This is a genomic window from Blautia sp. LMAG:36 (assembly GCF_008680535.1).
In the GTDB taxonomy this organism is placed as follows: domain Bacteria; phylum Bacillota; class Clostridia; order Lachnospirales; family Lachnospiraceae; genus Blautia_A; species Blautia_A fusiformis.
The window spans coordinates 412,773-439,501 of sequence record NZ_NALB01000006.1; the positions used below are offsets into that span (position 1 = coordinate 412,773).

Sequence of the window (26,729 nt, forward strand, 5' to 3'; positions counted from 1 at the left end):
AGGTTATATTTTGGAAAAGAAAAAAATCTGGAAGGATGAGAGAGTTCAGGCAGGGGTTCTTGTCCTGGCAGCATTTCTGCTCCTGACTGCATGGGCGTTTATGCAGCCCCTGGGGGCAGGCCCCGATGAAAAAATGCGCTACATGGTGGCACAGTATCTTCATGAGCATCCGGGAAAGCTGCCTCTTGGAGATGAGCCAACCATCCGTGATGCGACATGGGGGATTTCCTATGCCTATTATCCGATCCTTTCCTATATGGTATCTGCTGTATTTATGGGGATCGCAGGTCTGTTCCATGCATCTGCAGACGGATTACTCCATGCGGCGAGGATGGCAGATGTGCTCTTTGTGACTGGAGCGGTATATTTTGTGGTGAAAGCATCCGGAAAGCTTTTTCCGAAAGAGGGAAGATGGCTGTTTGCCGCACTGGCAGGCTTTATGCCGCAGGCATTGTTTCTGGGAACTTATGTAAACACGGATTCCCTGGCGCTTTTATCCATGGCGATGATCCTGTATTCCTGGTCCTGTTATCTGGAAACGGGAGACTGGAGCTTCAGAAATTCGATCCTTCTGGCTGTTGGAATGGCAGTCTGTGCACTGTCCTACTATAATACCTACGGATGGATCTTATGCAGTTTCCTGTTTTTCTGCCTGACAGTCCTTCTGTGCAGGGAAGAGCCGGTAAAACAGAGAGTTGCATTTCTGTTCCGGAGAGGGATCGTGATCGCGGCAGTAACCCTTGCTTTATGCGGCTGGTGGTTTATACGAAATGCCGTTCTCTATGACGGAGATCTTATCGGAAGAAAAGCCTGTGCACAGTGTGCGGAAAAATATGCGGTTGTTGATTACAGACCGTCCAGATACCCTACACCGGAGAAGCTGAACTGGTCATGGAAGGATATCCTTCTGTATCAGGACCCGGGCTGGCAGCATAACTGGCTGCTGACAGTACTGGTAAGCTTTATCGGAACCTTTGGTCTGATGCAGATTTATATGCCTTATAATGTTAGCAAGGCATATTTCCTGTTCTTTGGAATGGGTGGGATCGGTATTTTAACCATGTTGGGAATGTTTTATCCGAAGAAACGTACTGTGGTAAAAGAACGAAAAGCAGCAGGAAGTGAAAAGCTGAAGATAAAAACAATAACCGTGTACGATAAATGGGACAGAAAAGGGATCTTTCATCTGCTGCTGATCATTCTGATCCTGATCCCTGTTGGGCTGTTTATGTATTATGTATATTATAGTGACAACCAGGCACAGGGACGTTATATCATGCCGGCACTGTATCCGGCCATGTATTTTGTGACAGCCGGCTGGAATCGTCTGCTTGAGCGTTTTGTAAAAAAAGAAAATATCAGAATGTGGATATACCGGGTCCTGACAGCACTTCTGGCTGCTTCTCCGTTTTTATGCTATATCTTCCTGGTAGTTCCGTTTTATGGCTGACACCCAGATGGAGAGATGGCAGAAAAAAATCCCTTCTATGTATCCGGATATGACCGGTACATAGGAGGGATTTTTTGATTCTGAAGTATATCCGCCTGGGAACCAAGATCAGGAACGGATGATCCGGATCATGCGCCACAGCAGAAGGATAAGGAGCAGGATGCCCACACCGCCAATGGCAAAATACGGGATCTGGGATCTGGATTCGGAATAAGCTTTTGCAGAATCCATGTTTTCATCATTTTCCAGTACATCGGAAGAGCTTTCCTGGGAGGGATCCTCGACAACTGCAGTTCCCACCTGAGTTCCGCCAAAGGAATAGGTGCGTAAGATCTGACCATCAGATTCCGTATCTTCCGTAGTCAGGTCGTCTGCGGTCGCACCGGATGGAACCATTACAGTGCCGCCGGACAGGATGTGAAAATCATCCTCGCTGAGATCCAGAAGCTGGAAATTGGAAAAACCGTAATCCAGAAGTGAGATCGCTTCGGTGGCTGTCTGACCGGTCGCTCCGTTCATGACTACTGCGATCAGAGTAGTACCGTTTCGCTGTGCAGCTGTGACAAGAACGCTTCCGGAAGCAGTGGTGGTACTTTCACGACCGCCGATACATCCTTCATAATAGGAAGCGGATGCAGGATCTGTCATGGTAAAAGAGCTTGTCAGGTTACGGGTACCGCCGGAAACATTGGTAGCCGGGATCGTATAGGAGGTGGCTCCGGAGATGGTGCGGAAGCTGTTATTACGGATAGCCGCCTGCATGATCAGAGCCAGATCATGTGCTGTGGTATGCTGGTTGTCATCCGGGAGACCGGTAGGATTGGTGAATACCGTATTGGTACATCCCAGCTCCTTGGCACGGTCGTTCATTTTCTGGACAAAGGCATCCACAGATCCGCCGATCTGTTCTGCGACCTGGAGAGCAATGTCATTGGCAGAGGCCAGCATCAGAGCGTAAAGGCACTGCTCCATGGTAAATACCTCTCCGAGCTGTGAGGAAATATGAGCGCCTCCGTCTGTAACACCGGATACACCGGTTTCGGTCATGGTAACCTGATCGTCAAGCTGGCTGTTCTCCAGTGCCAGAAGACAGGTCATGATCTTAACTGCGCCGGCCGGAGAAAGCGTGGTGTCCATATCCTTGGCATAGAGGATCGTATCGGAAGTATCTTCCATGATCACGGCAGATGCGGAAGTGATCTCAGGCCCCTGAGGCCATCCGCTGATCCCATTGGTGGTAACACCGGAGGATACAGCAACAGCGGTTTCTTCTGTGGCGAAAACTGGAGTCTGGAACACCATGGAAGCGGAGATCCCAATAGCCAGAAGCGCTGTGGTTATTCTTGATTTTTTCATGATAAATGGTACTCCTGTATAAAAAATAATTCTTATGTAAGCAATACATACGTAAGCTCAGTATAACACATTTCCTCTCTTCCTTGCAAAAAAAATGATGGAATGGTAAAATATGTTCATCAAACTGGTTACTGTTCACTCCGTTCTCAGTAACACGCTTCGCGATGCACAGAATTTATGCTAATCGCATAAATTCGCGCGGTATGTCTCGGGTTTTCTGTGACCTTCGCTCACAAAAAACACCTCGCGGAATATTGCCAGTGAACAGTAACTCAAACTGTTACTAAAAACAGAGTGAACAGTAACATCAAACTGAGTAATACGGAGATAATATATGAGTAAAGATGATTCTACAGGAAAGATTCAATGGGACAGACTTATAAAGAAGCTTTCCCCCTATACAGTACAGAAGGGCTTAAGATACCTGAAGCATTATGGCCTGAAAGAGTTCTGGATCCGGCTTCATGAACGTTTTGAACCGGAAGAGGTTCCTTACGGACCATGGTATGAGGCATACAGACCTGACGAGGAAACACTGGAGAAGCAGCGGAAACGCAAATTTCCGGATGGGCCGCTGATCAGCATTGTGGTACCTGCATATCTGACACCGGAGCGTTTTTTAAGACAGATGCTGGACTCTCTCCTTGCACAGACATATGAGAACTGGGAGCTGTGTCTGGCAAACGGAAGCCCGGAGGATCCGGACATGCAGACTGTGCTGAGATCCTATGCAGAGATGGACAGGAGGATCCGCTATCAGGATCTGAAAGAGAATCTTGGCATTGCAGAAAATACAAACGCAGCTTTTGCCATGGCAGAGGGTGATTTTATCGCACTTCTGGATCATGATGATCTGCTGGCACCTAATGCATTGTATGAGATCGCGGCGGCACTGGAGGAGCATCCGGAGGCGGATGTGATCTATACAGATGAGGATAAGGTCACGACAGATCTTTCTGAACATTTTCAGCCCCATCTGAAACCTGACTTTAACCTGGATCTTTTAAGATCCAATAATTATATCTGCCATTTTCTGGTGGTAAGACGTTCCGTAGTGCAGACAGTGGGCGGATTCCGCCGGGAATTTGACGGCGCCCAGGATTATGATTTCATTTTCCGTTGTGTGGAGCAGGCTAGGGAAGTGATCCATGTACCGGAGATCCTTTATCACTGGAGGACCCACAAATCCTCCACAGCAGATAATCCGGCAAGCAAGATGTATGCTTTTGAAGCCGGCAGACGTGCCATTGAGGGGAATCTCAAACGGACCGGAACTCCGGGAACCGTGGAGCATACTCCGGATTTTGGATTTTACCGTGTGAAGTATCCGGTGCAGGGAGAACCTCTGGTTTCTGTTATCATTCCGAACCGTGAGGAGAAAGAAACGCTTCAGGCCTGCGTGGAATCCATTTTTGAAAAAACTGCCTACAAAAATTACGAGATCATCATTGTGGAGAATAACAGCAGCTCCGAAGAGATCTTCCGGTATTACAGAAAGCTTTCGGAGGATCCCAGGGTCCATCTGATCCGCTGGAAAAAAGGCTTCAACTATTCTGCCATCAACAATTTCGGGGTGCGCCATGCCAAAGGAGATTACCTGCTTTTTCTGAATAATGACGTAAAGGTCATCGATCCGGACTGGATGTCAGAGATGCTGAGCGTGTGCCAGCGTAAGGAAACAGGTGCAGTTGGCGTCAAGCTGATCTATCCGGACAACACCATTCAGCATGCAGGCTGCGTGGTGGGAATGGGCGGAATTGCCGGGAACATGTTTGTGAATATGCCGGCAGAGCGTACCGGATATCTCCATAAGGCTTCTCTTCTGCAGGATATGAGCTGTGTGACTGCAGCATGTATGATGATGAAGAAGGAAGTTTTTCTGGAGGCAGGAGGCTTTACGGAAGAGCTTGCAGTTGCGTTTAATGATGTGGATCTCTGTCTGAAGGTGCGAAGCCACGGCCATCTGATCGTCTATGATCCGTATGTGAAGCTCTATCATTACGAATCCAAGTCAAGAGGCACTGAGGACAGCGAGGAAAAGGTCCGCCGTTTTCAGACGGAGATCGAATACATGCGCTGTCACTGGCTGGATATCCTGAAAAAAGGAGATCCATACTATAACAAAAATCTTTCTTTAACCAAATGGAATTATTCCCTGAAGCCCCTTCCGGGAATGGGAAAGAAGAAGGGATAAAGCAATGCAGGAAGTATCAGTAGTCATACCAAACTTTAACGGAATGGCATATCTGGATGGTGTTCTTTCCAGTCTTGAAAGACAGACTATCCGTAATTTTGAGGTTATACTAGTGGATAATGGTTCCACTGATGGCAGCTGTGCATTTGTTTCAGCGGAATATCCATGGGTACACATGATACAGCTTCCGGAGAATTACGGCTTCAGCAGAGCCGTCAATGAAGGGATCCATGCGGCACGTTCCCCATATGTGCTGCTTCTGAACAATGATACGGAAGCGGAACCGGATTTCCTGGAGGAGATGGTTGCTGCCCTGCGCAGACATAAGAAGGCATTTTCCTGTCAGGCAAAGATGATCCAGCTTCATGACAGGGACAAGATGGATGATGCCGGAAATTATTACTGTGCCCTTGGCTGGGCTTTTGCCAGGGGAAAAGGCAAGGATATCAGCCATTATGACCGAGAGCAGAAGATTTTTTCCACCTGTGCGGGAGCTGCGATCTACCGGAAGAAATTTATTGACAGGATCGGAGATTTTGATGAGGAGCATTTTGCTTATCTGGAGGATCTGGATATCGGCTATCGTGCCAGGATCTGCGGTTATCAAAACTGGTATGCTCCAAAAGCGAAGGTTTATCATGTAGGAAGCGGCACCAGCGGCTCCAGATATAATCAGTTTAAGATCCGGTATTCTTCCAGAAACAATATTTATCTTATCTATAAGAATATGCCGTTTCTCCAGATCGTGCTGAACCTTCCGTTTTTTCTGGTGGGATTCGGTGCGAAGATCCTGTTTTTTGCGTCCAAGGGATTCGGACGTGAGTACCTTGCAGGCATCAAAAACGGCTTTCAGATCAGCCGCAAAAACAAAAAAGTCAGATTTTCCATGAGGAATCTTCCGCGTTATATACAGCTTCAGTTTGAACTCTGGATCAACATTTTTAGGCGTTTTGCCGGTTAAGACATCATATTTTCACAGAATTTTTATATTTCGGAGGGAAGATTTTATTGCTTTTGAGTTTCATCTATTATAAGATAAAAGCAATGAACTTAAATGAGGTGGCGGAAATTGATTAAAGACAACCAGAAAAATTTCAGTCGTCTCCATATGCTGATCGATGTATTTGTGATCGCGGCCTCCTATGCCCTGGCCTGGTTGATCCGTTTTCAGGGAATTTTTGAACATTCGGCGGTCCAGTCCAAGACCGTCCAGGAATATATGTTTATGCTGATATTCATTATTCCGGGATATTTACTTCTTTATCAGGCCTTTGATCTTTATACACCGATGCGAATGCAGGGGCGTCGTCTCGTACTTGCCGGAATTGTGAAGGCAAATGCGTTAGGGCTCCTTATCATCATGTTTGCACTTTACAATTTTAAAGAGCTGGACTATTCCCGTCTTACTCTGGTTTCTTTCTGTGTGATCAATATCGTCCTGGAATGGTTTGTGCGTATGGTCATATTTTACATTCTCCGGGATATGCGCAAAAAAGGAATGAACCAGAAACAGGTGCTGCTGGTAGGATACAGCCGTGCTGCCGAGGAATATGTAGACAGGATCCTGCAGAATCCGCAATGGGGATACGTGATCAGGGGCATACTGGATGACAATGTGCCGGCAGGCACTACTTATAAGGGCGTTAAGGTGATCGGTCGAATCGCCAATCTGATGATCATCCTTCCATCCAGTCGTCTGGATGAGATAGCCATTACCCTGGGCTTAAGTGAGTATTATCGTCTGGAAGAGATCGTTGCACTCTGTGAAAAATCCGGCGTGCACACAAAATTTATTCCGGATTATAATAATATTATTCCGACCAAACCATATACAGAAGATATTCTCGGGCTTCCGGTGATCAATATCCGGTATGTGCCCCTGAGCAACACGTTTAATGCACTGATCAAGAGATCTATGGATATTGCAGGCGCGATCGTTGCGATCATTGTGTCCTCACCAGTGATGCTGGTGTTGTGTATGCTGATCAAGCTGACTTCGCCGGGACCGCTGATCTATAAGCAGGAACGTGTCGGGCTTCACAATCAGACTTTCCGGATGTATAAATTCCGTTCCATGGAGATCCAGAAAGAATCAGAAGAAAAAAAGGCGTGGACAGTAAAGAACGATCCAAGAGTTACCGGAATCGGTAAATTTATGCGTCATACCAGTCTGGATGAGCTTCCACAGCTTTTTAATATTCTGAAGGGTGAGATGAGTCTTGTGGGACCAAGACCGGAGCGGCCGTTTTTTGTAGAAAAGTTTAGGGAGGAGATACCACGTTATATGGTCAAGCATCAGGTGCGGCCGGGTCTTACCGGGTGGGCACAGGTAAATGGCTATCGTGGAGATACTTCTATCAGAAAAAGGATAGAGTGTGATCTGTATTATATCGAAAACTGGTCTGTGGGATTTGATATAAAGATCATGTTTCTTACCATATTCAAAGGATTTATTAATAAGAACGCATACTAAAAAGGGGAAAAGGAAAAGATGTCAAAACCTCGGAAAAAAAGCAAGAAGATTTTATTTATCCTGGAGATCGTCGTACTGCTCCTGTTTATCGGAGGTCTGTTCGTTTATGGTCAGATCTCAGCCAAACTGGATAAGATCGACATCCAGGAAACAGATCTTGCAGACCAGGATATTGTAACTAATGATCAGGCACCGCAGATGACGGGATATACCACCTATGCACTGTTCGGACTGGACCACAGAAGCAAGAATGAGAAGCTGAATACAGAGAACAGTGATACCATTATCATTGCGAGTATCAACAATGATACGAAGGCAGTCAAACTTGTGTCTGTCTATAGAGATACCCTTCTCAATGTAAAGGATGATACCTATTCCAAAGCCAATTCGGCATATGCATTTGGCGGACCGACCAACGCGGTTTCCATGCTGAATACGAATCTGGATCTGAATATCACAGATTATGTTGCCATTGATTTTAATGCGCTGGTAACTGTGGTAGACTGCCTCGGAGGATTGGACATCCCTCTTTCCTATGCGGAGATCGTTCATATGAACAATTACTGTGTGGAGACATCAGAGGAAACCGGAAAGAGCTACACACCGATCGAACTGCCGGATCCGAAGCCGGAGGATGAGGAAGCAATCGTAGATACCTATCATCTTAATGGTGTACAGGCTACCTCCTACTGCCGTATCCGTTATACTGCAAGTCTTGATATGGGACGTACCGAGAGACAGAGACGAGTGATCCAGATGATCGTAGATAAGGCGAAAAAGGCAGGACTTTCCACTATCTTTGATATTATGGATCAGGTATTCCCGATGGTCAAAACTTCTGTTTCCAAAACAGAGATCCTGAAGATGATCCCGGCTATGATCGGCTACAGTATTGATGAAACTACAGGCTTCCCCAACGATTATAAATTTGCCCAGGTAAAGGGCAGCGTTATCGTACCTACCACACTGGAATCCAATGTTCTGAAGATGCATCAGTTTCTGTATGGAGACACCAGTTACACTCCGACGCAGGATGTACTCAACAGAAGTGCCCAGATCACAAATATCGCAGGCGGAGGCGACGTGCAGGACACAGCACCTGCGGTGACAGATACACCGAATGACGCGACGGATGATTCGTACACGTGGCAGGGAGATACATCCACAGATTACAGCAGTACGGACACAAGTGATGATGCTGATTACAGCACAGACACAGATTATGATTCGGATTACTCCGGAGACGATTACAGCACAGATACGGATTATTCCGGAGACGATTACAGCACAGATACGGACTATTCCGGAGGCGATTCCGATACGGATTATAACGATTATACCGACGGAGAAGATTATTCGGAGAATGAATAAAACATCAAAATGAGCAACCAGCAGAAGGGACCATCCAGTAACGGGTGGTCCTTTCTGGACAGGAGACAAATATGAAAACATTAAAAACAGACGTGATCATCCCGGCATACCGTCCGGGAGAAGAATTTGAAAAACTGCTGGAAAGACTCAGCGCACAGAAATATCCTATCAATAAGATCCTTGTCATGAATACAGAAAAGAAATTCTGGAAAGAGACCTGGGAACAGGAATATCCGCTTGTGGAAGTCCGGCATCTTACAAAAGAAGAATTTGACCATGGCGGTACCAGAAGGCAGGCGTCAGAGCTTTCGGATGCGGAGATCCTTGTATTTATGACACAGGATGCAATGCCGGCAGACAGGGAACTGATCGGAGCACTGGTAGGAGCTCTTGCAGAGAATCCACAGGCAGGAGCCGCTTATGCGCGTCAGCTTCCAAAAAAGGACTGCAGATTTCTGGAAAAATATACCCGTTCCTTTAATTATCCGGAACAGTCCTGTCTGAAAACGGAAAAAGATGTACAGACCTACGGGATCAAAACATATTTCTGCTCCAACGTCTGTGCTGCTTATGATCACAGGATCTATGATGAGATTGGTGGATTTCCGGAGCATGCTATTTTTAATGAAGATATGATCTATGCAGGCTGGATGGTAAAAAAAGGCTATGGAGTTGCCTATGTATCAGAAGCGCGTGTATATCATTCTCACAATTACACCTGTATGCAGCAGTTCCACAGGAATTTTGATCTGGGAGTTTCCCAGGCGGAGCATCCGGAGGTTTTTGAAGGAGTGCCTTCCGAAGGTGAGGGCATCCGGCTGGTAAAAAAAAGCATGGCATATCTTCTGAAAACAGGCCACATATGGCTGATCCCCGGACTGTTTTTGCAAAGTGTCTCCAAATATGCCGGCTATTTTCTCGGAAAACGATACAAAAAGCTCCCTGAAAAAATGATCCGCTCCTGCACCATGAATCCGGAATACTGGAAAAAGAACAAATAAGAGCAGGTCACGGTTTTTTAAAAGAGATATCACAGTTTAAACACAATTCCCTGTTAAACTGTCTTTTATAAGAGAAATAAATGTTACTGAGAACGGAGTGAGCAGTAACAGATACATGCATCAGATAACATAGAAGGGAGCACCAGAGGCATGAGTGAAGAGAATAAATGGGTGACAGACTTGCCGGATGAGGATAAGAATGCTTCGGCAGAACAGAAACCGCTGACGCATCCTTATTCTGAGGGACGCAGGATGCAGGAGAGCAGACAGGACAGTTATGCAGGTGCCGGACAGAGTGAAGGCACTTCGCAGGAGAAACCAAAATACGGACATTATGAGGTGCACCAGCCTCAGGCCGGTAATTATGCCGGTGGAAATATACCGCCCAAAAAGCCGCGGAAAAAGAGAGATTTTTCAGGCAACAACAGCTTTGGAAAGAAAGCAGCCACTGCGGTGGCCCTGGCTGTGATCTTTGGGCTGGTAGCCGGAGTGGTTTTTCAGGGCGTGAATATTGCAGCAGATAAATACAGAGGAAATGGCAGCAGTACAACGATCGGAAAGACAGAAACAGTTACCGGGACAGAGGACAGTACTGACAGTAGCTCTGCGGATTCTACTGTGAAGGATATTGTGGCAGAGAGTGGTACAGTGGCCGGTGTAGCCCAGGCAACCATGTCTTCTATCGTTGCCATTACATCTGTCAGTGTGCAGGAGATCCCAAGCTTTTTCGGATATGGAACGAGGCAGTATCAGAGTGCAGGAAGTGGTTCCGGTATTATTGTAGGAGAAAATGACAGCGAGCTTCTCATTGCGACTAACAACCATGTGGTATCTGGAGCGACTACACTTACTGTGTGCTTTGCAGGCAGTGATGTGGTAGGAGCGGAAGAAGAAACCCAGGCTATGGCAAGCAGCTCCGATGGAGATGCGGATGTGGATAACGCAGTTTCTGCCAAGATCAAAGGCACCGATGAAGAGAATGATCTGGCAGTGGTGGCAGTGGAGAAATCCGATATTCCGGATGAGACCATGGATGAGATCAAGATTGCACAGATGGGAAGCTCGGACGATCTTGTAGTCGGTGAGCAGGTGGTTGCCATTGGCAATGCACTGGGCTATGGACAGTCAGTTACCTCCGGATGGATAAGTGCCCTTAACAGAAGCATCAGTACAGAGGACGGAGAAGCCAGCGGACTGATCCAGACTGATGCAGCGATCAATCCCGGAAACAGTGGCGGTGCACTTCTGAACATGAACGGTGAAGTGATCGGTATCAATGCGGCCAAGTATGCAGACAGTCAGGTGGAAGGCATGGGATATGCCATTCCGATCTCCAAGGCAGAGCCGATCCTGGAAGAACTGATGAACCGCGAAACCAGGGATAAGGTGGAAGATTCTTCCAAGGTAGGATATATGGGAGTCAAGGCTGCCGATCTTACAACAGAAGCCATCCAGATGTATAATATGCCGGCAGGTGCTTTTATTACTGAGGTAACGGAAGGTGGCGCAGCAGATAATGCAGGGATCAAAAAAGGCGATATCATTGTGAAGCTGGATGGACAGAAGGTAAGCGGCAAGGATGACCTTGTTGATAAGCTGCAGTATTATGAGGCAGGAGAAACCATCGAAGTGGTGATCTCCAGAGCGAATAGCGGAGAGTACAAGGAACAGACGGTTGAAGTGACCCTCGGAAGCAAACCCTCTTCTGACAAATAAAAGAAAATACAGGATAACCATTTATAAACCGGGGAGCTGCATAAGAACATGCAGCTCCCCGGTTTATAAAAACTTAATTTGATACAGCGGGATTATGTGCTATAATATGCATAATAAAAACCAGAAAGGAAATGTTATGGCAGATCAGTTTGATAATAATAAAGACAATGACCAGGAGCAGAAATACGAGAAATTCTGTTTTTTATGCCGCAGACCGGAGAGTCAGGCAGGGAAGATGATCGACCTTCCTAATCATATACATATCTGTGCGGATTGCATGCAGAAAAGCTTTGATACTATGAACACCCAGATGAACAATGGAAATTATTCCGATCTTTTTAACATGCCGAATGTGAGCATGATCGATCTGGGCAGTTTCCAGAATCCCGGAAACCAGGCGAAGAAGATCAAGAAAAAATCAGAGACTCCGAAGCCGGTGATCGATCTCAAAGATATTCCTGCACCACATAAGATCAAAGCAACTCTGGATGAATATGTGATCGGACAGGAATATGCCAAGAAGGTAATGTCTGTAGGTGTATACAACCATTATAAGAGAGTTGCCACAGATACCATGGATGATATTGAGATCGAGAAATCCAATATGCTGATGATCGGACCTACAGGCTGCGGTAAGACTTATCTGGTGAAGATGCTTGCCAGACTTCTTCAGGTACCGCTTGCCATTGCAGATGCCACATCTCTTACAGAGGCCGGTTATATCGGTGATGATATCGAGAGCGTAGTATCCAAGCTCCTTGCGGCTGCAGATAATGATGTGGAGAAGGCAGAGCACGGGATCATTTTCATCGATGAGATCGATAAGATCGCAAAGAAGAAGAATACCAACCAGAGAGATGTCAGCGGAGAGGCTGTCCAGCAGGGACTTCTGAAACTTCTGGAGGGAAGTGAAGTGGAAGTTCCGGTAGGTGCTACCAGCAAGAATGCCATGGTACCTATGGTGACTGTAAATACAAGGAACATTCTGTTTATCTGTGGTGGTGCGTTCCCGGATCTTGAGAATATCATCAAAGAAAGACTGAATAAACAGGCGTCTATCGGATTTTATGCAGATCTGAAGGACAAATATGATGATGATCCGCATGTGCTGGAGAAAGTAACGGTAGATGATCTCCGTGCATTTGGAATGATCCCGGAATTTATCGGTCGTCTTCCGATCATCTTTACCCTGAACGGGCTGACGGAAGATATGCTTGTGAAGATCCTCAAGGAGCCGAAGAACGCCATTCTGAAACAGTACAAGAAGCTTTTGGCACTGGATGAAGTAAAACTGGAGTTTGAGGACGGTGCCTTACATGCCATTGCCCGTAAGGCATTGGAACGCCATACAGGAGCCAGAGCTCTCCGGGCTATCCTGGAGGAATATATGCTGGATATCATGTATGAGATCCCGAAGGACGACAATATCGGTGAGGTCGTGATCACAGAGGGATACATTCAGGGCAACGGAGGTCCGAAGATCCTTATGCGTGGACAGGAGATCCCGGCACTGGAAGGATAAGAAACAAGAAGATTCTTTAATATATAAAGGAGCGTGACAGATATGGCAAAAAGCAGTTTTTGGGATGATCTGGGAAACACACTGACAAGAAAGGCAAAGGGCTTAAGCTCCAGAGCAGAGAATCTCTATGAGATCCAGAAGATTCGTAACAAGCTCTCTGCACAGGAGCGTATGACCGAAAAGCTGATGATGGATATCGGAAAGATGATCTATACACGTTATGAGCAGGGAGAAGCCGTTGACGGTGAGACGGGAGCTATCTGCGAGGAGATTAGCCAGCACATGCTGGAGGCAGATCACTACAGAGATGCGATCGCTGCCAGTAAAGGGGAGAAGTTCTGCCCGGCCTGCCATAAGGCGGTGATGCGGGAGGCCAGCTTCTGTCCGTATTGCGGAGCGGCGTGTCCTACAGCGGAGCTGGAAGAGAAAGCTGCCGATGTGATCGAGCAGGCAGATGAGGAGCTTGAAGAGGCTGCTGAGGCAGAGGTGACAGAAGTACCGGAGACAGAAGCGGAAGAAAACGCAGAAGCTACAGAAGTGGCAGCAGATCCGGAAGAGACAGTAGAAGCGTCAGAAGTAGTAGAAACAGCAGAAACCGCAGAAGCGTCAGAAACAGAAACATCAGGATCAGATCCGGAATTGGAAGAGGAAAGAACGGAAGTGGGATCTGCAGAAACAGAGGAGCCTGCGGCTGATCCGGAAAATACAGAAACAACAGAAGAAAAAACAGAATAACCATAAGCATATAAGGCAGGCTTTCCCCAGTGGGAGCCTGCCTGAATATTATGCAGACCACAGAAATAAGGAGGGAGAATAATGTTGTGGAATTTACTGACGGCGGGAATCTTTGGTACAGACTATTATATAAAGAAAAAAATCAACACATCGGAAAAGAAAGATCTGAAGGAAAAGTGCCTGGGAGGCAGACTGATCGTAAGAAATTGTCATAATCATGGGATGATGCTTGGAATATTAAAAAACAAAGATAAAGAATTCCTGAGAGATCTTGCATCTATGGTGCTGGGCGGTGCGATCTGGGAGTATATACGTACTTCCGGAGAAAAAGGCACACGCATATCCAAGCTTGGGCTTTCCATGATCCTGGGCGGCGGTCTGAATAATTATACGGAACGTCGCAGAAAGGGATACGTCACGGATTATGTGAGCCTGAATGTGGAAAATCCGAAGCTTAAGAAGGTCGTATTTAATATTTCGGATCTTTTCATATTTACAGGTGCGCTTCTCTGGGGCGGGAGCGAGATCTTTTCTGAAAAAGAAAAATAAATAAAAAAACAGAAGTGCCGGTGTTGGGCGCTTCTGTTTTTTTGATTTTGGATAAAATAAAAAAGAATGCAGGAAATGGGACTTGAACCCACACGATCTTGCGACCACAGGCACCTGAAGCCTGCGCGTCTGCCAATTCCGCCATTCCTGCATTTTTTCAACCGGCTTGCTTCACTTTGTTTGCTCCGCTCGTCGACTGCTCACTTATAATAACTCAGGAATTGGATAATGTCAATAGAAAAATTCAAAAAAATTAAAAAAATTCAAAAAAAATATTTTAAGTTAGTTTTATACATTTTTTTTGCATATGGTGTTGAAAAATGACGATTCCTGTGATACAATCTTGAAGATTTAGGATAAAATAAGAGAACAAAGAAAGGGAGATTGTATGAAAGCATTTCTGATATTGGAAGATGGCCATGTATTTACAGGAACTAGCATTGGTTCTGCAAGGGAAGTCATCAGTGAAATTGTCTTTAACACTTCCATGACCGGTTATCTGGAAGTAATGACAGATCCTTCTTACGCAGGACAGGCGGTGTGTATGACATATCCGCTGATCGGAAACTACGGAATCTGTTATGATGACCAGGAATCAAGGAAGCCGTGGATTGACGGATTTATTGTACGCGAATTATCACGAGTTCCCAGCAACTTCAGAAGCGTAGACACCATTCAGCATTTTCTGAGCAAAAACGACATTCCGGGAATCGCAGGAATTGATACCAGAGCACTGACTAAGATCCTTCGTGAGAAGGGAACCATGAACGGAATGATCACAGTTGACGAGAACTATGACCTGGATACAATCATCCCCAGATTAAAAGCATATACAACAGGAAAAGTGGTAGAGAAGGTTTCCTGCCGCGAAAAGGAAGTGCTTAAGGGGAACGGACCGAAGGTTGCCCTTCTTGATCTGGGCGCCAAGAAAAACATTGCACGCTCACTGAATGAGAGAGGATGCCAGGTTACTATTTACCCGGCTCTGACATCTGCAGAAGAGATCCTTGGAGACAATCCGGACGGCATTATGCTCAGCAACGGACCTGGAGATCCGAAGGAATGTACTTCTATTATTAAAGAAATCAAAAAACTCTATGACTCTGATGTACCGATCTTTGCCATCTGTCTTGGACATCAGCTTATGGCTCTTGCAACAGGCGGAGACACCCATAAGATGAAATACGGTCACAGAGGCGGAAATCATCCGGTTAAAGACCTTGAGACAGGAAGAGTATATATTTCCTCCCAGAACCATGGCTACGTTGTAGACGCAGAGGGACTTGAGGAGAAAAATATCGCACATCCTGCATTTGTAAACGTCAACGACGGAACAAACGAGGGTATGGCATATAACGGAAAGAACATCTTTACTGTACAGTTCCATCCGGAAGCATGCCCTGGACCACAGGATTCCAGTTACCTTTTTGACAGATTCATGAAGATGATGGGAGGAGAGAAATAATGCCAAGGAATAAGGACATAAAAAAAGTACTTGTAATCGGCTCAGGCCCGATCATAATCGGCCAGGCAGCAGAGTTTGACTATGCAGGAACCCAGGCATGCCGCTCCCTGAAGGAAGAGGGCATGGAGGTTGTACTTTTAAACTCCAATCCTGCTACCATCATGACAGATAAAGACATCGCAGACAGAGTTTACATCGAGCCTCTGACTGTTGAAGTCGTAGAGCAGCTGATCCTCAAAGAGAAACCGGACAGTGTACTTCCTACACTGGGCGGACAGGCAGGTCTGAACCTTGCCATGGAGCTTGAGGAAAAGGGCTTCCTGAAAGAGCACAATGTACGTCTCATCGGTACCACAGCAGCTACGATCCGTAAAGCTGAGGACCGTCAGGAATTTAAGGATACAATGGAAAAGATCGGCGAGCCGGTTGCAGCATCCAAGGTCGTAACGACTGTAGAAGACGGTGTTGCGTTTACTCAGACTATCGGTTATCCGGTTGTTCTCCGTCCTGCATATACACTTGGCGGAAGCGGCGGCGGTATCGCGCATAATGAGCCGGAGCTTCGTGAGATCCTTGAGAATGGTCTCCGTCTTTCTCGTGTAGGCGAGGTTCTTGTAGAGAGATGTATCGCCGGATGGAAAGAGATCGAGTACGAGGTAATGCGAGACAGCGCAGGAAACTGCATCACAGTCTGCAACATGGAGAACATTGACCCGGTTGGTGTCCATACCGGTGACTCCATCGTAGTTGCTCCTTCCCAGACCTTAGGAGATAAAGAGTACCAGATGCTCCGTACATCTGCTCTTAACATTATTACAGAGCTTGGCATCACAGGTGGATGTAACGTACAGTACGCTCTTCATCCGGAGAGCTTTGAGTACTGCGTTATCGAGGTTAACCCTCGTGTAAGCCGTTCCTCCGCACTTGCAAGTAAGGCTACCGGTTATCCGATCGCCAAGGTTGCAGCCAAGATCGCACTGGGCTACACACTGGATGAGATCCCGAACGCCATCACAGGCAAAACATATGCAAGCTTCGAGCCGATGCTGGATTACTGTGTTGTTAAGATCCCGCGTCTGCCATTTGACAAATTCATCACAGCAAAACGTACACTGACTACACAGATGAAGGCTACCGGTGAGGTTATGAGTATCTGCAATAACTTCGAGGGCGCTTTAATGAAGGCTATCCGTTCCCTGGAGCAGCATGTAGACAGTCTGATGTCCTATGATTTCTCACATCTTTCTGATGAAGAACTGATGGACGAGCTGAACATTGTGGATGACCGCCGTATCTGGAAGATCGCAGAAGCCCTGAGACGAAATGTTTCCCAGGAGAAGCTTCATGATATCACAAAGATCGACATCTGGTTCATCGATAAGCTGGCTATCCTTGTTGAGATGGAGCAGGCTCTGAAAACTCAGAAGCTGGACAAAGACCTTCTTCTGGAAGCAAAACGTCTGGAGTTCCCGGACTACATCATCGCAGACCTGACAGGAAAGACAGAAGCTGAGATCAAAGACCTGCGTAAAGAGTACGGCATCCGTGCAGCATACAAGATGGTTGATACCTGTGCAGCAGAGTTTGCGGCAGCGACACCATATTACTATTCTGTATACGGCGATGAGCAGACAGAGAATGAAGCTGTAGAAACAAAAGATAAGAAAAAGATCCTGGTACTTGGTTCCGGCCCGATCCGTATCGGTCAGGGTATCGAGTTCGACTTCTGCTCTGTACACTGTACATGGGCATTTGCGAAAGAAGGATATGAGACGATCATCATCAACAATAACCCGGAGACAGTAAGTACAGACTTCGATATTGCAGATAAGCTGTATTTTGAGCCGCTGACACCGGAAGATGTTGAGAATGTTGTAAATATCGAGAAACCGGACGGAGCTGTTGTTCAGTTCGGTGGACAGACAGCCATCAAGCTTACAGAGGCACTGATCAAGATGGGCGTTAAGATCCTCGGAACATCTGCTGAGAACGTAGATGCTGCAGAGGATAGAGAGCTCTTTGATGCCATCCTTGAGAAATGTGAGATCCCGAGACCGAAGGGACATACCGTATTCACAGCAGAAGAGGCGAAAAAAGCAGCCAATGAGCTGGGTTATCCGGTACTTGTCCGCCCGTCCTATGTACTTGGAGGACAGGGAATGCGTATCGCTGTCAGCGATGAGGACGTGGAAGAGTACATCGGAATCATCAACCAGATCGCACAGGAGCATCCGATCCTTGTTGATAAGTACCTGATGGGTAAAGAGATCGAGGTCGATGCAGTATGCGACGGTGAGGACATCCTGATCCCTGGAATCATGGAGCACATCGAGCGTGCAGGTATCCACTCCGGAGACAGTATTTCCGTATATCCGGCACAGACCATCAGCCAGAAAGCAAAAGATACCATCGCCGAATACACACGTCGTCTTGCACAGGCACTTCATGTAATCGGTATGATCAATATTCAGTTCATCGTTGTAGGCGAGGATGTATATGTCATCGAGGTTAACCCGCGTTCCAGCCGTACAGTACCGTACATCAGCAAGGTAACAGGAATCCCGATCGTTCCGCTTGCAACAAGAGTTATCCTTGGACATAAGATCAAAGAGCTTGGTTACACACCGGGACTTCAGAAAGAAGCAGAGTACTTTGCAATCAAGATGCCGGTATTCTCCTTCGAGAAGATCAGAGGCGCAGATATCAGCCTCGGACCTGAGATGAAATCCACAGGTGAGTGCCTTGGTATTGCAAAAACCTTTAACGAGGCTCTTTACAAAGCCTTCATCGGAGCCGGAATCCGTCTTCCGAAGCACAAACAGATGATCATCACTGTAAAAGATGAGGATAAGAAGGACATCATTCCGATCGCAAAACGTTTCGAAGCTCAGGGATACCGTATCTTTGCAACAAGAGGTACTGCAAGCGTACTGACTGAAAACGGAATCAAGGTAACACGTACCAACAAGCTGGAGCAGCCGTCTCCGAACCTGATGGACCTGATCCTTGGCCACAAGATCGATGTTGTTATCGACACACCGCCACAGGGTGTTGAGCACCAGAAGGATGGTTTCGTGATCCGTCGTAATGCTATCGAGACAGGTGTCAATGTGCTTACAAGCCTTGATACTGCAGAGGCTCTGGTCACAAGTCTTGAGAATACAGACCTGAACCACCTGACTCTGGTAGATATCGCCACCATCGACAATCGATAAAAAATTGTAAATTTTGTGAAATAAAAAATTAAAAGTTTACGAATTGTCAAATATGTAATATACTGATAAGGACGGGGCCGTCGTTCACATACCGGCCCTGTCCTTATCTTGCTTTTAGAAAGGAGTTAACATGATTTTTATAGAATTACTGAAGGTTATCCTTCTCGGTATTGTGGAGGGAATCACCGAGTGGCTTCCGATCAGTAGTACCGGACATATGATCCTTGTGGATGAGTTTATCAAGCTGAATGTATCCGAGGCATTTATGGAATTTTTCCTGGTGGTGATCCAGCTTGGCGCGATCCTGGCAGTTGTTGTACTGTACTGGAACAAGCTGTGGCCTTTTTACATAAGAAAAATCCCGAAGAAAACACAGATGGCACTGCGTAAACAGCCGGCAGTACCCAGAACTGTCCTTACTTTTGTAGAAAAATACTGTGATAAGGATAAGTGGATCCTCTGGTTTAAGATCCTGGTAGCATGTCTGCCGACGATCATCATCGCTCTTCCTTTTAATGACATTATTGAAAAGAAATTTTACAACTATGTGGTCGTTGCCATCATGCTGATCGTTTATGGTGTGCTTTTTATCGTTATCGAGAACTACAACAAACGCCGCAGACCAACCTGCACCAGACTGGATGAGCTTTCCTTTAAGACAGCGCTGATCATCGGCTGCTTCCAGGTGCTTTCCGTGATTCCGGGAACATCCCGTTCCGGATCTACCATTATCGGAGGAATCCTTGCAGGAACATCCCGTACAGTTGCAGCAGAATTTACCTTTTTCCTGGCAATTCCGGTTATGTTCGGAGCAAGTCTTCTGAAACTGGTCAAATTCGGTTTTGCCTTCAGCTCCACAGAGCTGATCATCTTGATCGTAGGTGTTGTGGTATCCTTTGTGGTATCTGTTCTTGCCATCAAATTCCTGATGGGATATATCAAGAAACACGATTTTAAAGTATTCGGCTGGTACAGGATCATTCTTGGTATCCTGGTGCTCGGATACTTCGTTGGAAAAACATTTTTAGCATAAAACTGCAATCTGGAGGTAATCATTATGAAATATAAGAAGCTTTTGATCGTACTGACAGCAGTGACGGCGCTTGGTATTGCCGGCTGTGGAAAATCATCAAAGGAAACAGCAGAGGTGACACCAACACCGGTTCCTACAGCCGCACCTACGGCTGCACCGGCTACATCCACACCGCTTCCCACATCTACACCTGCACCGAAGCTGATCGGTGTAAAGACCAGTACTGCAAAATTTGTTTATCTTACCAACAGCACGAAGGGAGAGATCCGTGAGATCTATCTCCGCGCGGCAGGAGGGGAAGAATGGGGCAAAAGTCTTGTTCCTGCAGAAGCTACCATCAAAGATGCGGAGCAGGTGCAGATGTATTACACCCCGGATTCTGCAAGAGATGCCATCTATGATATGAAGATCGTAGACGGAGACGGAAATGCCTATGAGATCTACAGTGTACAACTGAGCGATATGGAAAAGGCAAAACTGATGATCGATAACGGAGAAGCATACCTGACCTATACAAGCCTCAGTGACAAGAGTGAGAAGAGTACTATTGGCAATGTGGAAACGGATAACAGTGAGGCGGACAGCAGTGATTCCGCAGACAGCACAGATGCTTCAGATCTGACAGACAGTTCTTCCGGTATCACGGATACTTCTTCCGACAGCAGCGATGGAAGCTATGACAACAGTGATGATGGAAGCTATGATAACAGTGATGACGGAAGCTATGACAGCAGTAATGACGGAAGCTACGACGGCAGCGATGACGGAAGCTACGACAACAGCAGTGATGATGGAAACTATGACAGCAGTGATGATAGCGGCGACTATGTAGATGACAGCAGCAACAGCGGAAGCGGTGACGATTCTCTTGACAACAGTACAGATACAGATGACAGCGGAGACGGAGAGATTGTCTGGGATGATAACGGAGACTGGTCAGAGGAATAAACCGGGATCCTGTAAACAGAGGGAAACATGGAACAGACATTTCTTGAAAAACTGAAACGAGTAAAACCTGGGGATCTGCTTCACATCATCAAGTTTATCCTGGCATTTCCCATTGCGATGGTCTACAGACTTTTTCGCAGGGATCTCTGGCTTCTCTGTGATACAGAGAATGAATGCCGGGATAACGGATTCTGGCTGTACAAATATCTGAGAGAAAATACCAGTGAGGATGCAGTGTACGCCATCAATAGAAAATCTCCGGATTATGCCCGGGTAAAAAATCTGGGACCTGTGATCCAGTATGGAAGCTTCCGCCACTGGATCTACTATCTGGCTGCATCAAAAAATATCAGCTCCCAGAAAATGGGAAAACCAAACGCAGCCATCTGCTATGTGCTGGAGGTTTACGGAATCCTACGGAACAAGCGGGCGTTCCTGCAGCATGGGATCATTACGGCAGATCTTAGTTTTCTGTATTATCCCCATACAAAAATGAGCCTTTTTGTTACCAGTACCTATGATGAGTGGAAATATGTCAATGACCGGTACGGATATCCGGAAGGCTATGTGCAGGAGCTGGGACTGTGTCGTTTTGACCAGCTTCATGATATGAAGGTAAAAAAGAACCAGATCCTGATCATGCCGACCTGGCGTATGTATATCCGCAATGAGATCTCAGCCTCTGATCACGAGCTGGAAGCACAGAAATTCATGGAAACCGATTATTACCGGTACTGGGATGCACTTCTCAAGGATGAGAGACTGATCCGCTACATTGAGGAGAACGATCTTCAGATCATCTTTTATCCGCACAGGGAAATGCATCGGTTCCTGAAATATTTTCATGTGGATCATCCGAAGATCACAGTGGCGTCCTGGCCTGAGTACGATGTGCAGACACTCCTTAAAGAGTCCGCAGTGCTGGTGACTGATTTTTCCAGTGTGGCCATGGACTTTGCCTACATGAAAAAGCCACTGGTCTACTACCAGTTTGACAATGAAAAATTCCGGCAAAGTCATCATCAGATCGGGTATTTTGATTTCCGGAAAGATGGCTTCGGTCCGGTATGTGTAACGGAACAGGAAGTAACGGACTGGCTGATCCGCCTGCATAAGCAGGGATTTGCCAATGAAGAGATTTATCTGGAAAGACACGGAAAATATTTTGATCTGTGGGATACAAAGAACTGTGAAAGAAATTACAAAGCGATCAAAGAAATGTAACAGGTGGTGAAAAATTGCAGCAGTTAATGGAAGCTCCGGCGGAGATCAAGGTAAAAACCAGGAAATTTTCGCTGACAAAAGGAACCATAAAGATCAGTTTTGAGCTGGAAGGATCCAGAGGAAGGATCCGTTCCCTGAAGCTGAAACAGCGAAATGCAGTGCTGGATACAAGTTTTCCTTTTGAAATGCAGACAGCAAAAAAAGGAAATACGATCGTGTATCATGCACAGATCAATGTAGATCAGTATCCGATGGAAACCGCATTCTGGGATGTGGTGGCATCTGTGGATAAAGAAGGAAAAGGAAATTATGAGGATGCGATCCTGGGAGGCTTAAGTTCAAAACTTAAACTTAAGCTGATCCTTTTTCCAAGATGGACCAGAACCGGGGATGGGCATATGGTTTATCCCTTTGTCAACGGAGCAAGGCAGTTTACCATTCAATACCGGAAATATGATCCGAAATATGACAGCTATGCATTTATAGCAAAAGAATTTCTTGCATTATTCTGCTATTTTATCCTGAAACCTTACTGGGATCATAAGAAATTATGGCTGATCTGCGAGAAATACTGTACAATGGCACAGGACAACGGCCTCTATTTTTTCCGGTACTGTATGGAGCATGTACCGGAGAAGGACAGAAGTCGGATTTTTTATGTAATAGATAAAAAATGTCCGGATTATCAGGCTGTAAAAGAGTATGATGCCAATGTGATCCAGTTCATGTCATTTAAGTACATGATCTATCTCAGCGCTGCACGGTATCTGATATCTACCGATGCGATCCGGCATTTTTATATCTGGGATTCGCCCAACAGCATCTACAAGGTTCTGTATCAGGCACGGAAGAACATTGTATTTCTCCAGCATGGAGTGATGGGCTTCAAGCAATGCCACAGGACCTTTCATAAAGGCGGAGGCAATCAGATGGCACTGTTTGTGGTGTCTTCGGGTTATGAACAGAAGATCATCCATGATTATTTCGGATACGATAATGAAGAGATCATCATCACTGGTTTGGCCAGATGGGATGTGCTGGAGGACAAGTCGGATCCGGCTCATAAAGAGATCCTGCTGATGCCTACATGGAGAAGCTGGCTGGAGGATATCAGCGAGGAGCAGTTCAAAAAAAGTGAATACTATCAGCGTTATAAAGCATTTCTGCAGGATGAGAGGCTTAAGACTCTTCTGGAAAAGGAGGATATCACGCTGAACTTTTATATCCATCCGAAATTCAGGGAACATATCCGGAGCTTTCAGGTGGAAGACAGGCATATCCGGCTGATCCCATTTGGGACTATGCCGCTGAATCAGCTTCTGATGAGCTGTCATATGCTGATCACCGATTATTCTTCTGTTTCCTGGGATGTCTACTATCAGGAAAAACCGGTGATATTTTATCCCTTTGATCTGGAAACCTATGAGAAAGTCCAGGGAAGCTATATGGACTACAAAAAAGATGTTTTCGGAGATCTGGCATGGGATCAGAACCAGCTGGTAGATCTTATCGGAGAATATGCGAGGAACGGATTCCGTGAAAAACCGGAATTTTCAGGAAGAAGAGATGAGCTTCTTCCCTACAGGGACAATGACAACAGCAAACGAATCTATGAATATATAGCCAATGCTCAAATACCGGACAAACTGAAAAGAAGGCTGAAAGAGAAAAAATTTTAATGTAAGGATACAAAAGGAGCAATATGAACAGGGAGTATGAATTTTCAGTAGTTGTTTTTGCAAAAGATACCGCAAAGCTTTACAGAACCTTTAAAAATGTACGTGAGGTCACACCGGAAGGAACGGTACAGATCCTTGCAGTATGCATTGCAGGAGATATGGATATTCCTGATGAACGGGACATGCGGGAGCTGGAGGAAGCCGGAGAAAAGGAGAAAGAGCTCAAGGACGAAGAGCTGGATAAGATCTACGGAGAGTTCAATCCGGAGGATCCTCGTTTCCGGGAGATGCTGGATGACCGGGATCTTTTATATATTGACGGACTGGAATGTGGGGATCTTGTGGCGGAGCTGAAGGATAAGATAGCCGGAAGCTATGTTGTTTTTGCAAAAGCCGGAATCTGTTTTTCCCCAAAATCCAGTGCAGAGGTCAGACGCTGCTTTGAGGAAGACAACAGAGATGTTGTCATAACAAAGATCCGTGGAAAAGGAAATATCCATGTGCGGGAGCATAATAACTACTGTGACCGTTTCACCGAAAAAACAACGCTGGATAACAATGTATATCTTCTGCATCAGCTGTATGCCGCTTATACATTTGCAGCAGATCAGGTGAAATGGGTATCCGAGATCCGTCCGGAGATCTGGTATCTGGATGTGATGACTATGGTATATCAGTCCGTTGTAAGCTGCCGGAGTCTGGGAGTGACTTCAGGGGAAGATATCTATGTGCAGATCCTTGCGGACCATCTCATGGTGGAGGACTGGAAGAATATGCTGCAGGATCCGGAACAACTGGAGGTATTTTATCAGGAATTTTTCCGAAAGATCGCAGACTGCAGAAGAAAAGAAAATCCTGTTCATGAAAAAAATGCAGATTATGTGCTGCTGTATTACAGCGCAAAAATAGCGGATATCATATTTGATAACGAGAAGCTTGATGAAGAGAAAAAGTGCAGATATGAGGAAGGCATCGAAAGCTTCCTGAAGCAGATGGAGTTTCCGGAGATCGTGATGTCCAATCAGCATATCAGCAGGGCAAACAAAGTGTATCTTCTCCGGAAATATTATCCGGATATATGCAAAAAATTTCCGGATCAGGCAGACACGATCCTGAATCCCATATATGACAATCTCCGTGTCAAGATATTCCAGCCGGAAAAAGACCAGCTGCACTGTGAATTTTCCATTGTGGAGCCTGTGAGCAGGACAAACCGTGTATATATGATGACTGGTGGCAACACCTATGAAGCCAGATGGAAATATACACTGGAAAGAACCGGCTGGTGCAGAGAAGAAAGTGCCGTTGAGAAGCTGTATATCGTGGACATTCCGCTTTCCGAGATCCGGGAGTTTATCAGCTGGGGCACAGGCACAGATGGACATATAAACAAAATGTACAATATTTCCTACGGAAAATATGTGCCATTTACAAAGAAGCTGCCGCTTTTCCTGCATATAGAGGATAAGCTTCTGTATCTTAACGAAAAAGTACGGATGATCCGTGGAGAGAATCAGGAAGATGCAAAGGTTCTGGGCCATCAGTATGAAGTAACGGTAGAGCCATACAGTCAGAGCAGGGAGAAACAGCTGAAGAAAAAACGCACCAAAGCAATATTTTCTCAGGGAAAGGCCGGAAAAAAGGCAGTTCTCGTGCGTAAGCTCTACGAGATGCAGAAGGCGAAGCAGAAAAAGCAGATCTGGCTGATCTCCGATCGTACAACACGCGGAGATGATAACGGCGAAGTGATGTTCCGCTATCTCTGCGCCAATCCGGACCCTACGGTGGAGCCGTACTTTGTAGTCAACAAGGATACACAGGATTATGTGGAAATGAAGAAGCTTGGAAAGGTTGTGGAGCCTTTCTCCTGGAAGCATAAGCTTCTGTTCCTGCTGAATGAATTTTCACTGTCCTCCCAGGCTAACAAACCGGTGATCAATCCTTTTGGAAAGCTGGAGTATCTGTACCGCGATATCATCTATGACAAAAAGCTGGTATTTTTACAGCATGGTGTGACCAAAGACAACCAGTCCAAGTGGCTGAACAAATACAACCGTAATCTTTTCGGATTTATCGTCAGCACAAAGCCGGAATATGATTCTGCCTTTACCTATGACTATTTTTATCCGGAAAAAAATATCTGGCTTACGGGAATGCCGCGTTATGACCGTCTGGTCCATGATGAGCGTAAGTATGTGACGGTGATGCCTACCTGGCGCAAGAGCCTTTCCTCAGGAACCGATGCCAGAGGGGTATGGCAGCTTGGAAAAGAATTTCAGGAAAGCGAATACTTTCATTTTTATGATGATCTTCTCAACAACGAAAGACTTCTGGGAGCGGCAGAGAAGTACGGATATACCATCTGCTTCATGCCTCACCCAAATACCATTGACGGTCTGCATATGTTCCGTCATGATCCACGGGTAAAATTTATGGATTCGTCTTATTCCTACAAGGACATTTTTGCCCAGACAGATCTGATGATCACGGACTATTCTTCGGTTGCCTTTGATTTTGCATATTTGAGAAAACCCATCGTATACTCCCAGTTTGACAGAGACAGCTTTTTCAGTGGCGCGCATTCCTACACAGAGGGATACTTTGACTATGAGAGAGATGGATTCGGAGAGGTGGAGCATACACTGGACGGAACTGTGGACCGGATCATCGAATATATGGCAGACGGCTGTCAGATGAAAGAGGAATATCGGAAACGAATGGATGAGACCTTTGCATTTAATGACCGTAACTGTTCCAAACGAGTTTATGAGAGGATCATCGAGAATCGGTAATATGGA

18 protein-coding genes and 1 tRNA gene are annotated in these 26,729 nt (G+C 46.0%); 17 read left to right on the forward strand and 2 right to left on the reverse strand.

Annotated elements, in window-relative coordinates; all coding sequences use genetic code 11:
- Positions 1–10 precede the first annotated feature (10 nt).
- The gene (locus CCC17_RS09320) at positions 11–1,450 is read left to right on the forward strand and encodes an ArnT family glycosyltransferase (protein WP_287082991.1); all 1,440 of its coding nucleotides are present in this window, start codon (positions 11–13) and stop codon (positions 1,448–1,450) included.
- A 108-nt stretch (positions 1,451–1,558) separates the two neighbouring features.
- On the opposite strand, the gene CCC17_RS09325 is transcribed toward CCC17_RS09320, so the two are convergent.
- Complete coding sequence (locus tag CCC17_RS09325; RefSeq protein ID WP_287082992.1) at positions 1,559–2,806, reverse strand: D-alanyl-D-alanine carboxypeptidase family protein; 1,248 nt, start codon at positions 2,804–2,806, stop codon at positions 1,559–1,561.
- 334 nt (positions 2,807–3,140) lie between these two features.
- Here CCC17_RS09325 and CCC17_RS09330 point away from each other — a divergent pair, with 334 nt between their 5' ends.
- The 9 genes from CCC17_RS09330 to CCC17_RS09370 all read left to right on the forward strand — a co-directional run bounded on the left by CCC17_RS09330 (position 3,141) and on the right by CCC17_RS09370 (position 14,367).
- Positions 3,141–5,000 carry a glycosyltransferase family 2 protein gene (locus tag CCC17_RS09330; RefSeq protein ID WP_287082993.1) on the forward strand — a complete coding sequence of 620 codons (1,860 nt, stop codon included), beginning with the start codon at positions 3,141–3,143 and terminating at the stop codon, positions 4,998–5,000.
- 4 nt (positions 5,001–5,004) lie between these two features.
- Complete coding sequence (locus tag CCC17_RS09335) at positions 5,005–5,961, forward strand: glycosyltransferase family 2 protein (RefSeq protein WP_195656685.1); 957 nt, start codon at positions 5,005–5,007, stop codon at positions 5,959–5,961.
- 108 nt (positions 5,962–6,069) lie between these two features.
- A complete protein-coding gene (locus CCC17_RS09340; protein WP_022426969.1) occupies positions 6,070–7,473 on the forward strand; it encodes an undecaprenyl-phosphate glucose phosphotransferase in 1,404 nt (467 codons plus the stop codon).
- A gap of 18 nt (positions 7,474–7,491) precedes the next feature.
- Complete coding sequence (locus tag CCC17_RS09345) at positions 7,492–8,844, forward strand: LCP family protein (protein ID WP_092072540.1); 1,353 nt, start codon at positions 7,492–7,494, stop codon at positions 8,842–8,844.
- A gap of 71 nt (positions 8,845–8,915) precedes the next feature.
- Positions 8,916–9,845 (forward strand): glycosyltransferase family 2 protein, encoded by a 930-nt coding sequence (locus tag CCC17_RS09350; protein ID WP_256163751.1) that lies wholly within the window; start codon positions 8,916–8,918, stop codon positions 9,843–9,845.
- Between the two features lie 150 nt (positions 9,846–9,995).
- Positions 9,996–11,561, forward strand: a complete 1,566-nt coding sequence (locus CCC17_RS09355) for a S1C family serine protease (protein ID WP_173740712.1) — start codon at positions 9,996–9,998, stop codon at positions 11,559–11,561.
- A 136-nt stretch (positions 11,562–11,697) separates the two neighbouring features.
- On the forward strand, positions 11,698–13,083 hold the full coding sequence (gene clpX, locus CCC17_RS09360; protein ID WP_114002048.1) for an ATP-dependent Clp protease ATP-binding subunit ClpX: 1,386 nt from the start codon (positions 11,698–11,700) through the stop codon (positions 13,081–13,083).
- Positions 13,084–13,125: 42 nt separating this feature from the next.
- Complete coding sequence (locus CCC17_RS09365) at positions 13,126–13,818, forward strand: zinc ribbon domain-containing protein (RefSeq protein ID WP_287082994.1); 693 nt, start codon at positions 13,126–13,128, stop codon at positions 13,816–13,818.
- Positions 13,819–13,899: 81 nt separating this feature from the next.
- Positions 13,900–14,367, forward strand: coding sequence for a signal peptidase II (locus CCC17_RS09370; RefSeq protein WP_144094782.1), 468 nt, complete (start codon positions 13,900–13,902; stop codon positions 14,365–14,367).
- 67 nt (positions 14,368–14,434) lie between these two features.
- Here the strand turns inward: CCC17_RS09370 and CCC17_RS09375 are convergent.
- Positions 14,435–14,518: transfer RNA gene (locus tag CCC17_RS09375), tRNA-Leu, on the reverse strand.
- 237 nt (positions 14,519–14,755) lie between these two features.
- Between CCC17_RS09375 and CCC17_RS09380 the strand changes: the two genes are divergently transcribed.
- The 7 genes from CCC17_RS09380 to CCC17_RS09410 all read left to right on the forward strand — a co-directional run bounded on the left by CCC17_RS09380 (position 14,756) and on the right by CCC17_RS09410 (position 26,723).
- Positions 14,756–15,832 carry a carbamoyl phosphate synthase small subunit gene (locus CCC17_RS09380; RefSeq protein WP_015527400.1) on the forward strand — a complete coding sequence of 359 codons (1,077 nt, stop codon included), beginning with the start codon at positions 14,756–14,758 and terminating at the stop codon, positions 15,830–15,832.
- Positions 15,832–19,047, forward strand: a complete 3,216-nt coding sequence (gene carB, locus CCC17_RS09385) for a carbamoyl-phosphate synthase large subunit (protein WP_287082995.1) — start codon at positions 15,832–15,834, stop codon at positions 19,045–19,047. Before CCC17_RS09380 ends, carB begins: the two co-directional genes overlap by 1 nt.
- Positions 19,048–19,177: 130 nt before the next feature.
- Positions 19,178–20,080, forward strand: a complete 903-nt coding sequence (locus CCC17_RS09390; RefSeq protein ID WP_021651920.1) for an undecaprenyl-diphosphate phosphatase — start codon at positions 19,178–19,180, stop codon at positions 20,078–20,080.
- Positions 20,081–20,104: 24 nt separating this feature from the next.
- Positions 20,105–21,028: a hypothetical protein gene (locus CCC17_RS09395; protein WP_173775812.1), complete on the forward strand. Its 924-nt coding sequence runs from the start codon at positions 20,105–20,107 to the stop codon at positions 21,026–21,028.
- A 27-nt stretch (positions 21,029–21,055) separates the two neighbouring features.
- On the forward strand, positions 21,056–22,252 hold the full coding sequence (locus CCC17_RS09400; protein WP_021651922.1) for a CDP-glycerol--poly(glycerophosphate) glycerophosphotransferase: 1,197 nt from the start codon (positions 21,056–21,058) through the stop codon (positions 22,250–22,252).
- Between the two features lie 14 nt (positions 22,253–22,266).
- A complete protein-coding gene (locus tag CCC17_RS09405) occupies positions 22,267–23,931 on the forward strand; it encodes a CDP-glycerol glycerophosphotransferase family protein (protein WP_287082996.1) in 1,665 nt (554 codons plus the stop codon).
- A gap of 23 nt (positions 23,932–23,954) precedes the next feature.
- Complete coding sequence (locus CCC17_RS09410; RefSeq protein ID WP_287082997.1) at positions 23,955–26,723, forward strand: CDP-glycerol glycerophosphotransferase family protein; 2,769 nt, start codon at positions 23,955–23,957, stop codon at positions 26,721–26,723.
- Positions 26,724–26,729: the final 6 nt, after the last annotated feature.